At 62.4% G+C, this 13367-nt stretch carries 7 protein-coding genes; 3 read left to right on the forward strand and 4 right to left on the reverse strand.

Going from position 1 to position 13367, the window contains the following annotated elements:
* Positions 1-16: 16 nt before the first annotated feature.
* Positions 17-1165 carry an ABC transporter ATP-binding protein gene (locus ACN0SO_RS11785; protein ID WP_417677829.1) on the reverse strand — a complete coding sequence of 383 codons (1149 nt, stop codon included), beginning with the start codon at positions 1163-1165 and terminating at the stop codon, positions 17-19.
* Positions 1166-1463: 298 nt separating this feature from the next.
* Here ACN0SO_RS11785 and ACN0SO_RS11790 point away from each other — a divergent pair, with 298 nt between their 5' ends.
* Both ACN0SO_RS11790 and ACN0SO_RS11795 read left to right on the forward strand, forming a co-directional pair.
* On the forward strand, positions 1464-3089 hold the full coding sequence (locus ACN0SO_RS11790; protein ID WP_417677831.1) for a class I adenylate-forming enzyme family protein: 1626 nt from the start codon (positions 1464-1466) through the stop codon (positions 3087-3089).
* A 14-nt stretch (positions 3090-3103) separates the two neighbouring features.
* Positions 3104-3976: an amidohydrolase family protein gene (locus tag ACN0SO_RS11795; RefSeq protein ID WP_417677833.1), complete on the forward strand. Its 873-nt coding sequence runs from the start codon at positions 3104-3106 to the stop codon at positions 3974-3976.
* Positions 3977-4017: 41 nt separating this feature from the next.
* Here ACN0SO_RS11795 and ACN0SO_RS11800 read toward each other — a convergent pair whose 3' ends face one another.
* Positions 4018-4980, reverse strand: a complete 963-nt coding sequence (locus ACN0SO_RS11800) for a LysR substrate-binding domain-containing protein (protein ID WP_417677835.1) — start codon at positions 4978-4980, stop codon at positions 4018-4020.
* Positions 4981-5229: 249 nt separating this feature from the next.
* Here ACN0SO_RS11800 and purH point away from each other — a divergent pair, with 249 nt between their 5' ends.
* Complete coding sequence (purH, locus tag ACN0SO_RS11805) at positions 5230-6846, forward strand: bifunctional phosphoribosylaminoimidazolecarboxamide formyltransferase/IMP cyclohydrolase (protein ID WP_417677837.1); 1617 nt, start codon at positions 5230-5232, stop codon at positions 6844-6846.
* Between the two features lie 43 nt (positions 6847-6889).
* Here the strand turns inward: purH and ACN0SO_RS11810 are convergent, their stop codons facing one another.
* Complete coding sequence (locus ACN0SO_RS11810) at positions 6890-8257, reverse strand: MFS transporter (protein WP_417677839.1); 1368 nt, start codon at positions 8255-8257, stop codon at positions 6890-6892.
* A 249-nt stretch (positions 8258-8506) separates the two neighbouring features.
* A complete protein-coding gene (locus ACN0SO_RS11815) occupies positions 8507-13309 on the reverse strand; it encodes an NAD-glutamate dehydrogenase (RefSeq protein ID WP_417677841.1) in 4803 nt (1600 codons plus the stop codon).
* Between the last annotated feature and the right edge of the window lie 58 nt (positions 13310-13367).

A 13367-nucleotide genomic window follows, 5' to 3' on the forward strand; every position in this document is an offset into this window, starting at 1 on the left:
GTGTCCTCCTTTGTTATCAGTGCTCTTGACGTTGCGGTGATGCGGGGATCAGTCGAACCTGGTCCATGTCCCACCCGATTGTGACGGCTTCTCCGACCGGCAGGGGGTGGCGGCCGCCGGGCCTGAAAACGGCTTGCGCCAGAACGTCGCGACCACCCGTTCGGATCGTGTAGGTCAGGCTTGCCCCGGAGAAGCTGTGCGAAACCACCTGGCCGGTATGGCGAACGCAGTCTCCAGCGCCGTCGGCGGCTTCGATGCGGACATGTTCGGGCCGCACCGAAAGGGCGACCGCCTGTCCCGGTGCGAATTCCGGCGGGTCTTCTGGCAGGTCTTCCGGAAGGTTTTCCGGCAGCGCCATCTCGAAGGGCGGGTCGTCGAAACGCAGGACCCGCTTGCCGCCATCGTCGGTTGCCAGCCGGCCGTGAAACAGGTTGGTCTCGCCGACAAAGCGGGCAACGAATTCGGTTTGCGGAAAATGGTAGGTTTCCACCGCCGGACTGAACTGCTCGACGAGGCCGGCATTCATCACGGCGATCCTGTCGGACATCGACAGCGCTTCTTCCTGGTCGTGGGTAACGAAGATGAAGGTTATGCCGGTTTTCTGCTGGATCGTCTTCAATTCCGTCTGAAGCTGGCGGCGGAGCTTGAGGTCGAGCGCGGAAAGCGGCTCGTCGAGCAGCAGGACGTCGGGTTCGGTGACCAGCGAACGGGCAAGGGCGACGCGCTGGCGCTGGCCGCCGCTGATGCGGCCGACCGGCCGATGGGCGAAATCGGCGAGATCGACCAGCCCGAGCATGGCCATCACCTTGTCGGAGATCTCCGCTTTGCCGACGCCATGGGCGCGCAGGCCGAAGGCGACGTTGTCGAAGACGTTGAGATGAGGAAAGAGCGCCAGATTCTGGAAGACGAGGCCGACGGCACGTTCGAAGGGGCGCTTTTTCGAAATATCGGCGCCGTTCATGCGGATGGTACCGGAATTGGGCGTCTCGAAGCCGGCGATCATGCGAAGGATGGTGCTCTTGCCGCAGCCGCTGGGTCCGAGAAGGGTAACGAACTCGCCGCGGCGGATCTTTAGGGAAACGCCCCGGACCGCTTTGAACGCGCCAAAGGTACGGGTCACGTTGTTCAGTTCGAGAATGGTGTCGTCGGTCTTTGTGGGTGCCACCGGCCGGCTCATTTGTTTGTCCAAAATCATGGTGTCAATCATCACCCGCTGATGGGGGGGACAGTCAAAGATTGTTTTTTTCGAATGTCATTCCGAAAGGTAATGTTCTTCATCGCGCAGCGGACGGCGTGACGCTGCCCAGCGCCTCAACTGCCGATCTATCCACTTCGACGATCATGCTTTCTGGTTATAAGTTGGAAGTCATTCGGTATTTGTGGGCGCTTTCGGCGTCGCGTTAAACCTTCTGGAAGCCGCGGGCTGGCCCGTGGCCGATCTCAGACAAGGATAGCCGATTTCCATGCCCACCCCCGTGCCACTTACCCGCCCGGATCAAATGCCCGAAGAACGCCGCGCCATAATCGAGGCAGCCGAAATGCCAACCTCGATCGGCGATCTTCTGGACCAGGGCGCGGCGGACTCTCCCGACCGCATTCTATGGACCTTTTTCGACGAGGGCATTTCGCACGGCTATGGCGAGGTGGCGGAGACGAGCCGCAAGGTGGGCGCGGCATTGGCCCGCTGGGGCGTGGCGCGCGGCGACATGGTCGCGGTGATGCTGCCCAACGTGCCGGCGATGCCGCTGACCTGGCTGGGGCTCGCGCGCATCGGCGCGGTGATGGTGCCGGTCAACACGCGCTACAGCGCCCGCGAACTGCGCTATGCGGTGGAGAATTCGGGCGCTGAACGGCTGGTGATCCATCGCGACTATCTGGATCTGCTCGACGGCGAGATGCGCGGTGTCCTGCCCGACGATGCCGTGCGGATCGTCGGCGGCCAAGGCAACCGGGACTGGGAAGCGGATATCGCCGCAGCCGACCCCGCACACTGTCCGCAACCGGCGATCGACCGCGACGACCTGGTCAACATTCAGTACACATCCGGCACGACCGGCCTGCCGAAGGGCTGCATGCTGACCCATCGCTACTGGCTGACCACCGGCATGGTGAATGCCTGGCGCGACGGCCGGCGCTACGCCCGCATTCTGGCGACCACACCGTTCTCCTACATGGATCCGCAATGGCTGCTGTTGATGACGATCTATCAGCGCGGCACGCTGTTCGTCGGGCGCAAGCAGAGCGCCAGTCGTTTTTCGCGCTGGCTGGCCGAGCACCGGATCCAGTTTTGTCTCTTTCCCGAGGCGGCGACCAAGCAGCCGCCGGCCCCGCATGACAATCAAAACGAGGTTGTCCGCGCAAATATCTACGGCGTGCGTGCCTCGGCCCATACCGCGCTCGAGGCCCGCTACGGGCTGATCGCGCGCGAAGCCTTCGGAATGACCGAGATCGGCTCGGGCCTCTACATGCCGATGGAGGCGACCGACATGGTTGGTTCGGGCAGTTGCGGAATTCCGACGCCGTTTCGCCGCACGCGGATCGTCGACGAGGCCGGACACGATCTGCCCGATGGCGAGATCGGCGAATTGCTGATCGGCGGGCCCGGGTTGTTTCTGGGATATTTTCGCCAGCCCGAAGCGAGTGCGGCAGCACTCAGGGACGGCTGGTTTCATACCGGCGATCTCTTTCGCCGCGACACGCGCGGCTATCATTATATCGTCGGGCGAAAGAAGGACATGATCCGCCGCAGCGGCGAGAATATCGCCTGCCGGGAAGTGGAGGGCGTATTGCGCGACATGGACGAGATCGAGGAGGTCGCGCTGATTGCCGTGCCCGACGACATGCGCGGTGAAGAAGTCAAGGCCTATGTGAGCCTGCACAACGGGCATGCCGGCGACATTGCCATGGTCGAGCGGATCATGGCCTATGCGGCGCCGCGGCTCGCCAGTTTCAAGCTGCCACGCTATTTCGAATTTATTGCCGAAATGCCGAGAACTGCGTCTTTCAAGGTAGCCAAATCCGAATTGCAGAAGGCGCGAAACGACCATCGTACCGGTTCCTACGACCGGGTCGACGGCGTGTGGCGCTGAGAAAGGCGGTTGTTATGAACACTCCCATTATCGACTACGGCGCGACGCCGCCACTTCCGGAACTGCGGCTTCAGCAGGGCGAACACCTGGCGAATTACCGCCGGGTTTATGCCACGAGCGAACAGGCAGCCGGACGAAACGACGATATCGATCTGGAAACCTTTTTCGCCCAATGCGATGCGGCCGGGATTGTCCGAACGGTCATCAAGGCCCGCGACGTGGAGACGACCTTCGGCGGGCGGGTACGCAATGAGGATGTCTCGCGCATCTGCGCGGAATATCCGGGCCGGTTCATCGGTTTTGCCGGCGTCGATCCGAACAAGGGCATGGTCGCCGTGCGCGAGCTGGAGCATGCGGTTTGCGATCTGGGCTTGCGCGGCCTCAACCTGCAGTGTTTCGAGAACCGGCTCGCCATCGACGACCGGCGCATGTATCCGCTCTATGCCAAGTGCATCGAGCTGGATATTCCGGTCAACATTCACACGGGTGTCAATTTCTCTCTAAAGAGCTCGCCCGATTTCGGCCGGCCCGACGCGCTCGACCGGGTGCTGTGCGATTTTCCGGAACTGCGCGTCTGCGCCTCGCCGCCGGGCTGGCCGTGGGTGATGGAACTCCTGTCGGTCGCCTGGCGGCACGCCAATCTTTCCATCGGCCTCGTCGCGGTTCGGCCCAGGCTGCTCACCACCGAGCATTCGGGCTACGGCCCGCTTCTGCAATATGGCCGCACGGTGCTGAAGGACCGGATCATCTGGGGCAGCGCCTGGCCGATGATGCCGTTGGAACGGACGGTCGCGGAAGTGCGCGCCCTGTCGCTGCCGGACGATGTGCGGAACGGGTGGCTGGGCGGCAATGCCCGCGATTTCCTGCGGCTCGATCTCGATATGTGACCGACCTTCCGGCATCGCCAGCAAGATCGAACACCGGCTTTTCAGCCGGCGTTTTCGCGACGCGGGCGCGATTGCGGCAGTCGGACCGACAGGGTGGTCGAACTGTTGGCGGACGCCTCGGCCAGCAGCTTGATACGGCGGTTCAGCACGTCCATGAAGCGGTCGGCGATGGCGGCGTCGCCGCGATCCTGAGGTCGCATCACCGAGAAGGTGAATTCGAGTTTCGGTTCGAAGGGACGAATGACCAGATTGGGCCAGACACCGTGGTGAACGGCCAGCGGCTCGACGATCGCCACGCCCAGCCCACGGCTGACCAGCGAATTGGCCTCGGCTGAGGTGAACACCTCGAGCCGCATTTTGCGCGAAACCCGCTGTTGTTCGAACACCGCATCGGTCAGGTGGCGCATCCGGCTGTCGCGGGTAAAGGAAACGAATTCGGCGCCTTCGAGATCCCGCGGCCCGATAACCTCGCGCTCGGCAAGCGGATGGCCCACCGGCAACACGCAAACCGAAGCCGCATGAAACAGCGGTTCGGTGTGCAGGGACGGATGGTGGAACTGGGTGACGGAAAAACCAAGATCGACATTCTGACGCAACACATCGCTGCCAACGGCCGTCGAGGTGTCGATCTTGATGTAGACATCCGGAAATTCGGCGGCGAACTCCGCCGTTGCCTCGGCGATCAGTGTATGTCCGATGGAGGTCGCCGTGATGATCCGCAATTCACCGGTCCGGTACTCGCGCAGATCTCGCGCGAAACGTTCGACGTCGCTCAGCGAAGCCAGGAGCCGGCGCACTTCCTTGTAGAGGAGTTGCGCTTCATCGGTGGGCAAAAGGCGCTTCTTCTCGCGGTGGAACAGGGTCAGTCCGAGATCGATCTCCAGGCCGGCCAGCATCTTGCTCATGGCCGGTTGAGAGACAAAGAGGCGGCCGGCCGCTCCTGTGACCGTACCAACCTCCATAAACTGGACGAACGCCTCGAGCTGGCGGTGGGTGATGCGCATCGACAGATCCCGGTCTAAGTCACGAACGGTTTGATTGTTAGAACAAGACCTGGCCCCGCGCTACCTGGTTGATGGCCGAGGGACGGACAGGCTTGACAAGCCGGCCGCCCGGATTGCGCCGGCAGCGAACAGTCGTTCAGGGAATGGCTGTCGCGTGCACTATTAGCCACTCGATTTGAGCCAGGTATCTTCCGATCTACCGGCTTTCGTGATAGGGCGACGCCAAATCCCACATCACGAGGCAAATCGATGGCCATTGTTTCCAAAAGCGTCCCCGTTCCGCCGCTCGTTCCTGTCAAGCGCGCGCTTCTTTCCGTTTTCGACAAGACCGGGCTGATCGATTTCGCGAAAGCGCTTGCGGATCGTGGCGTGGAACTGGTCTCCACCGGAGGCTCCTACAAGGCGCTGAAAGAAGCCGGTCTTGCCGTGCTGGACATTTCCGAGGTCACCGGCTTTCCGGAAATCATGGATGGCCGTGTGAAGACGCTGCATCCGGCCGTTCATGGCGGCCTGCTGTCGATCCGCGACGATGCCGACCATCAGAAGGCCATGGCCGACCACGGCATCACCGGCATCGACCTGTTCTGCGGCAATCTCTATCCGTTCGAGGATGTCGTCGCCAAGGACGCGGATTACGCCACCGGCATCGAGAACATCGACATCGGCGGCCCGGCCATGACCCGAGCGGCCGCCAAGAACCACGCCTATGTCACGGTCGTGACCGATCCGGCCGATTATGACGAGGTGATCGCCGAACTCGATAAAAACAACGGCCAGTCGCCGATCGGGCTGCGCAAGAAGCTCGCGCTAAAGGCCTTCGCACGCACCGCCGCATATGACGCGGCCGTTTCCAACTGGATGGCGGACCAGCTCGGCGAAGAAACGCCGTCCTACCGCGCCGTCGGCGGCAAGCTTACCGAAGTCATGCGCTACGGCGAGAACCCGCACCAGACGGCCGGGTTCTACAAGACCGGCGAAGAGCGTCCTGGTGTCGCGACCGCCCGCCAGATCCAGGGCAAGACGCTCTCTTACAACAACATCAACGACACGGACGCCGCCTTCGAGCTGGTCAGCGAATTCGACCCGGCCCGCACCGCCGCCGTTGCCATCATCAAGCATGCCAACCCCTGCGGCGTCGCCGAAGCGACCACCCTCAAGGACGCTTACGAACTGGCCCTGCGCTGCGATCCGGTCTCGGCCTTCGGCGGTATCGTTGCCCTGAACAAGAGCCTCGATGCGGCCGCCGCCGAGGAAATCGTCAAGATCTTCACCGAGGTGATCATCGCGCCGGATGCCGATGAAGCCGCCCGGGAGATCATTGCCTCCAAGAAGAACCTGCGCCTGCTGCTCACCGGTGGTCTCGCCGATCCGCGCGCCAAGGGTCTGTTCGTGAAAACCGTCGCCGGCGGTCTGCTCGCCCAGTCCCGCGACAACGGCGTCGTCGACGATCTGGACCTGAAGGTCGTGACCAAGCGCGCGCCGAGCGAGCAGGAACTGTCCGACCTGAAATTCGCCTTCCGCGTCGCCAAACACGTCAAGTCCAACGCCATCGTCTACGCAAGGGACGGCGCCACGGTCGGCGTCGGCGCCGGCCAGATGAGCCGGGTCGATTCCGCACGCATCGCCGCGCGCAAGGCGCTTGACGCAACCGAGGCGGCCGGCTTGTCCGAACCGCTCACCAAGGGCTGCGTGGTCGCATCCGACGCCTTCTTCCCCTTCGCGGACGGTCTTCTGTCCGCGGCAGAGGCAGGCGCCACGGCAGTCATCCAGCCGGGCGGTTCCATGCGCGACGACGAAGTGATCGCGGCAGCCGACGAGGCCGGTCTCGCCATGGTGTTGACGGGCATGCGTCACTTCCGCCACTGATCTGGACGGATTAATTGTCGAAACGGAACCGCGCCGTCTGATCTCAGGCGGCGCGGTTTTCGTTTGTCAGGAAGAGCAGATAGCCGCCGACGGCGAAAAAGCCCAGGATGACGGACATGCCCGCCGCCTGGCTGCCGCTCCAGGCGGTCATCAGGCTGACCGAAAGCGGGGCCATGAAACTGGTCACCTTGCCAGACAGGGCGAGCAGGCCGAAAAACTGCGTCATTTGCTGCTTCGGAGCGATCGCGACCAGCAGGCTGCGCGATGCCGCCTGAAGCGGTCCGGCGACAGCCCCAATCAAGGCGCCAAGCCCCAGGAACATCTGCTCGGGCAGGGAACTGAACAGACTGCCCGGCGCGCCGGGTGTCGCCGGTATCACAAACAGCACCGTATCCCGGTCGATGGAGATCAGACCCAGGCCGCAGATGATCAGGATGCCCAGCGCGCCGAAGAGAACCGCTTTAGGGCCATAGGCATCGTCCAGGCGCCCGCCGACGACTGCGCCGATCGTTCCCGTGATCGTCAGCAGAATGCCGAAGCTGCCGATCTGGATCGAGCCCCAGCCGAGCTGGCCGGCGGCATAAATCCCGCCGAAGGCAAACAGCGCCACCAACCCGTCCTTGTAGATCATGTTGGCGATCAGGAAGGTGAACAGCACCTTGTTGGCCCGTGCGTCACGGAATGTCCTTGCAAGATTAAAGAAACCGGCCCGCACCGCCGGTCCGAGCCGTGCCTTTTTCGGTGCATCCGGGACGAACAGGAACAGGGGCAACACGAACACAAGATACCAGAGCCCGGAGAACGGACCTGCCGCCCGGTCGCCCTCGCGGGTCACAGGATCAAGCCCGAACAGGGGGTCCAGCCCGAGAAGCGTATGGCCGGTTTCCGGATTGGCGGCCAGAAAACCGAGGGCAATGACAAGGCTCACCAAACCGCCCGCATATCCCGTCGCCCAGCCGGCACCGGACAGGCGTCCGATCCGCTCCGGCGGCACAAGGTCGGGCATCATCGCGTTGTTGAAGACGGTGGCGAACTCGATCGACAAGGTTGCGACGGCAAACGCAATCAGCGCGGTCGTAACACCCGACGGCGCACCCGGCGCAGCATACCACAGCATCATGCAGGCCACGACGAAGGGTACGGAAAAGGCAAAAATCCAGGGCTTCCTGTGCCCGGTCGCATCGGCGACAGACCCGAGGACCGGGGCCAGGATTGCAATGGCGAGACCGGCCGCCGCCGTCGCATAGCCCCACAACGTCTGACCTTCTGCCGGTGTCGCCGCCAGCGCGGAAGCGAAATAGGGCGCGAAGACAAAGGTCGTGACCAACGTGAAAAACGGCTGCCCGGCCCAGTCGAACAGCGCCCAGGAGACGACGGCGAGGCGTCCCGCCCCTTTGCCCGCAATAGTCATGGTTCAAACCTTCGGAACGGAAAAAAGGCCGGCATCGCCGGCCTGGACTTCTTTCAAATCTCAACTCTTTCCATAGTCACCCCCCTCAAGCGACAGCGCGAACCGGGGCCGGGGAGGCAAAAATCTAACGGTTTCGAGACTGTCGTTCCGACGAAGGCCGTGGCTCGCCAGTCCCGGATCTCCGCTGACGCTCCGTCCGGGATGACGAGTTGAGGCTTGGTTATCATGTTCAGGCCTGTATCGCCCCTATTAGGATACCTCGGCCAGAAGGCTTGCGGCGACGGAGAATTTCGACACGGTCAGGTCGCCGTCGAGGATTTCATTGACGGTCCGGATGGTCCGTTCGACAACTTTTTCATGGGTCGAGAGCCAGGATTCAAACCCACCTGCGGAAATCGCCTGAACCGCCAGATCCCGATGCGCAAAGCCCAGCGCGGAGCGGGCCCGGTCGAGGGCAAGGCCGTCGTAGTAGTCATTCAGCAACAGATTGCGGGCGAGCGCGTGCATGTCTTCGATATGGAAGAATTCCGCCACTTCGAAAAAGGCCTTGGCGGCAACATCGAGCGCCGCTTCGGTTTCTTCCGCCACCATGATGATGTCGGGAATGGCGATTTCCACCGGCTGCCAGCCGATCCGCTGCGCCAGGGCTTCCGGAACCCCCGCCTCCTCGTAGCGCCGGGAGTCCGCATCGAGTGCCTCGGCCAGAGCATCGCTGACCGCTGTCCTGAGCCGCGGCCGCAGATCGGCAATCCCGCGGCTGAATCGGTCGACGACATCGGCCATGCCCTGCTCGAACGACACGTGACGCTTGAACCAGATCACCCGTTCGAGCAGGAGATCCTGGACCTTGGCATAGAGCTCAAGCTGGAGCGCACCGTCGATCCTGGCGTCCAGCGCATCGATCTGGTTGTTGAGATCCGTCAGATCGAAGCTGTTGCGGACGGCGACAAAACAGTTGGCGATGTCCTGCGTCGTCGCGCCGGTCTGATCCTTGAGCCGTGTGAGAAAGGTCGGCCCGCCCCGATTGACCATCGAGTTGGCGAGCATGGTGGCAATGATTTCCCGCCGAAGCCGGTGGCCGCTGATCTCGTCACCATAGGCTTCGGCCATTTCGTCGGGGAAATACCGGAACAGTTCCCGGCCCAGATAGTCGTCATCGGGAACCGTGCTGTCCAGCAATTCGTCGAAAAGCGTAATCTTCGCATAGGCCAGCAGCACGCCAAGCTCGGCGCGGGTGAGCGTCTGCCCGGCTTTCACCATTTCCGCCAGGGTCGGCTCGTCGGGCAATTGCTCCACCTGACGATCCAGATGCCCGGCCTGTTCGAGCCGGCGCATCATGCGCACCTGGAAGCCGAAATCCTCGGTTCCGCGCCGTTCGGTCATCGAAATGGCAAGCGTCTGCAGATAATTGTTTCTCAGAACCAGGTCGGCGACCTCGTCGGTCATATGCGCAAGCAGCGTGTTGCGCTCCTCGATCGTCAGCTTGCCGGCCTTCACCGCCGCGCCCAGCGCGATCTTGATATTGACCTCCATGTCGGAGGAGTTCACGCCGGCGGAATTGTCGATGGCGTCGGAGTTGCAACGCCCGCCCTTGCGGTGGAACTCGATGCGCGCCAGCTGGGTGAGGCCCAGGTTGGCGCCTTCGCCGATCACCTTGGCTCCGACATCTGGCGCCGTGATCCGGATCGGATCGTTGGCCCGGTCGCCCGCATCGGCATCCGATTCGGTCGTCGCGCGGATATAGGTGCCGATCCCGCCGAACCACAGGAGATCCACCTTCAGGCGCAAGATCGCCGACATGACTTCCTGCGGCGTGGCCTTGGATCGGCTGATGCCGAGCAATTCCTGCATCTCGCGCGACAGCTCGATCGACTTGGCGGAGCGGGAGAAGACCCCGCCGCCCTTGGAAATAAGCGACGTGTCATAGTCCTGCCAGGACGACCGGCCCATGTCGAACAGGCGCTTGCGTTCCACCCAGGTTGTCGCTGGGTCCGGATCCGGATCGATGAAGATATCCCGGTGATCGAAAGCCGCCACCAGCCGGGTGACCTTGGACAGGAGCATGCCGTTGCCGAAAACGTCGCCGGACATGTCGCCGACGCCCGCCGCCGTGAACGGTTCGGTCTGGATATCCCGGTTCATTTCACGGAAATGCCGCTTGACCGCTTCCCACGCGCCGCGCGCGGTAATACCCATCTTCTTGTGGTCGTAGCCGGCCGACCCGCCGGAGGCGAAGGCATCGCCGAGCCAGAAATCACGGCCCTCCGAAATCCCGTTGGCCGTATCGGAGAACGTGGCCGTGCCCTTGTCGGCGGCAACGACGAGATAAGGGTCGTCGTCGTCGTAGCGCTGAACGTCCCTGGGCGGCACGACCTTGTCGTCGACCAGATTGTCCGTGACGTCAAGCAACGCGTTGATGAAGGTCTTGTAGCTTTCGGTGCCTTCCTTGAAGATCGCCTCCCGGTCGCCGCCTTCCGGCAGGTGCTTCGGCACGAAACCGCCCTTCGCGCCCACGGGCACGATCACCGCGTTCTTCACCTGCTGCGCCTTCACCAGGCCGAGCACTTCGGTGCGGAAGTCCTGCGGCCGGTCGGACCAGCGCAATCCGCCGCGGGCAACCCGCCCGAAGCGCAGATGCACGCCTTCGACACGGGGGCTGTAGACGAAGATTTCCCGGAACGGGCGCGGCTGCGGCAGATCGATGATCTTTCGCGAATCCACCTTGAAGGCAAAGGTCGGTTTCGGTTGGCCGGCCTTGTCCAATTGATAGAAATTCGTCCGCAGAATCGAATCGATCGCGTTCTGGAACCGGCGCAGGATCCGGTCGTCGTCCAGGCTGGAAACCGCTTCCAGCGCATTGTTGATTTCGCTTTCCAGCCGGGCGGTGCCGAGCGTGCGGTCGTCGCCGTCCGTCGAGGGGGTGAAGCGCAGATGAAACAGCTCGACCAGCTTCGCGGCGATCGCGGGATAATTGTTCAGCGTGGTCCACATGTAGTCTTCGGAAAACCGGACGCCCGCCTGCCGCAGGTATTTGGACAACGCACGCACCACGGCGATATCCCGCCAGGCGAGATCCGCGGAAAGAACGAGGCCGTTGTAACCGTCGTTTTCGGCCCGGTTCTGCCAGACGGCCATGAACAGGCGCTCCAGGCGTTCCTTCAGATCGGCGGTCAGATCGATCTCTCCGCCACGGCTTGCCTCAAGCGTCATCTCGTGCAGATAGGAAAGGGTCCGGCCGGTCGGTGTGATCCGGTAGGTCCGTTCGTTAATGACCTTGAAACCCATGTTTTCCAGAAGCGGCACACGGGCCGAAAGCGGGATCGGCGCCCCCTGGTGATAGACCTTTAGCGAGAGCCGGGTGTCTTTTTCACCCTGATTTCGAAAGAAGGTCACCGCCGTATTGCGCTCTTCCGAGAGAGCCTCGACCTTGACCACATCGGACAGGGCGCTCTCGGAGTTGTAGACTTCCTTGTAGCCGCCGTGGAAGGCCAGCGCATAGCGTTCCGCCAGATGCCGGGCCGTGACCGGATCGAACCGGGCCCGCATCGCATCGCGCAGGCTGTCCGGCCAGGTCCGGATCAGGTCGGCGACCGCGCGTTCCAGCTCCTCCTGGGGCGGCGTCGGCGTCTTGCCCTTGTCGCGGCCGATGATGAAATGCACCCGCGCCAGCGGACCTTCCAGATAGGTCACGTACCAGGCCGAAAGCCGGCCCTCGTAGACCCCCGAAAGATAGGTGCTGATATTGAGGCGCACTTCGGTCGTATACCGGTCGCGCGGCACGAAACAGAGGATCGAAACGTAGCGGTCGAACTTGTCGACGCGCGGCAGGACCCGGACCCTGGGACGTTCATCGAGTTGCAGGATCGCAATCGCGAAGTCGAACAGGGTGTCCTTGTCGATCTGGAACAGCTCGTCGCGGGGAAACCCTTCCATCACATTGATCAGCGCCCGGCCCGAATGGCTGTCCGGATCGTAACCTGCGAGCGCAAGGACGCTGGCGACCTTCCGGCGCAGGAAGGGAATGGTGCTGGTCGGTTCCGTATAGGCCGTCGACGCGAACAGGCCGACAATGCGCAATTCGCCGACCATGGCGCCGTCGTCATCGAAGATTTTCGCGCCGACATAGTCCATATGAACCCGGCGGTGAACCCGGCTTTTCACATTCGCCTTTGCAATGATCAGCGGTTCCGGCTTCAGCAGGAATTCGCGGATTTCCGGCGTGATCTGGACGAATTCCGATCCCCGGCGCAGGACCCGGACATCCGGGTCGGCCAGGAGGCCCAGGCCTGTTCCCACATGAGGGGAGAGTTCGCCTTCTTCCACACCGCCTTCGAACTTGTACTCGCGCATGCCGAGGAAGATGAAGTTGTCCTTCGCCAACCATTCCAGGAAGTGAATCGCTTCCCACATCTCGTCGTTGCTGCCGGCAATCCCCGTGGTCTTGTAGGTATCGATGGCCTCCGCGAGGCGCTCCTGCATCGGCTTGAAGTCCCGGACCGCGGAACGAACATCGTTGAGAACCAGATTGAGCCGTTCTGCCAGCGCGGTTCTCGCCTCTTCGGAATCCATCCGCGCCACGTGGATATGGATGAGACTTTCCTGCCGGTCTGAGCGCTTCGCCTTACGTTTCGGCAGAACGGCGGACTGGAGCTTTCCCTTTTTGTCCCGCTCCACGATATAGGTCGGATGCAGCACAAGGTGGACTTCAAGCCTGCTTTCCTGCAATTCGTCCATGACGGAAGCAACCAGGAACGGCATGTTGTCGTTGACGACCTCGACGACGGTCAGTTCGCCGGCCTTCTCGCCCGGCGCGTCGAAATCGGGATTGGTAATACTGACCCGATGGGTGCCGAGCTCGTGGGACTGGAAGTCCCGCCACGCCAGTCGCACGAATCCGGACAACTCTTCACAGGTATAGGCGACAAGGTCTTCCGCGGCGCCACGGGCAAAAAAGGCGTCGGCGAAATCGGCGAGCGCCTGATCTTCCTTGGCGAGAGAAGCATGCACTTTTTCAATAAGCTGTTTCTTCTCCGCTTCACGCGACTCCGGCATTTCCAACCCTTTCGTATTTTTATCCCTTTCGGGACGACCATGCTAACCTGATATGGTG

It is taken from the genome of Roseibium sp., from assembly GCF_048260565.1.
Classification (GTDB): Bacteria; Pseudomonadota; Alphaproteobacteria; order Rhizobiales; family Stappiaceae; genus Roseibium.

What these genes read in the sequence shown, in the direction of transcription:
- ACN0SO_RS11790 (WP_417677831.1), top strand. Translation starts at nt 1,464, where the DNA reads ATGCCCACCCCCGTGCCACTTACCCGCCCGGATCAAATGCCCGAAGAA.
- ACN0SO_RS11795 (WP_417677833.1), top strand. Translation starts at nt 3,104, where the DNA reads ATGAACACTCCCATTATCGACTACGGCGCGACGCCGCCACTTCCGGAA.
- ACN0SO_RS11800 (WP_417677835.1), bottom strand. Translation starts at nt 4,980, where the DNA reads ATGCGCATCACCCACCGCCAGCTCGAGGCGTTCGTCCAGTTTATGGAG.
- purH (WP_417677837.1), top strand. Translation starts at nt 5,230, where the DNA reads ATGGCCATTGTTTCCAAAAGCGTCCCCGTTCCGCCGCTCGTTCCTGTC.
- ACN0SO_RS11810 (WP_417677839.1), bottom strand. Translation starts at nt 8,257, where the DNA reads ATGACTATTGCGGGCAAAGGGGCGGGACGCCTCGCCGTCGTCTCCTGG.
- ACN0SO_RS11815 (WP_417677841.1), bottom strand. Translation starts at nt 13,309, where the DNA reads ATGCCGGAGTCGCGTGAAGCGGAGAAGAAACAGCTTATTGAAAAAGTG.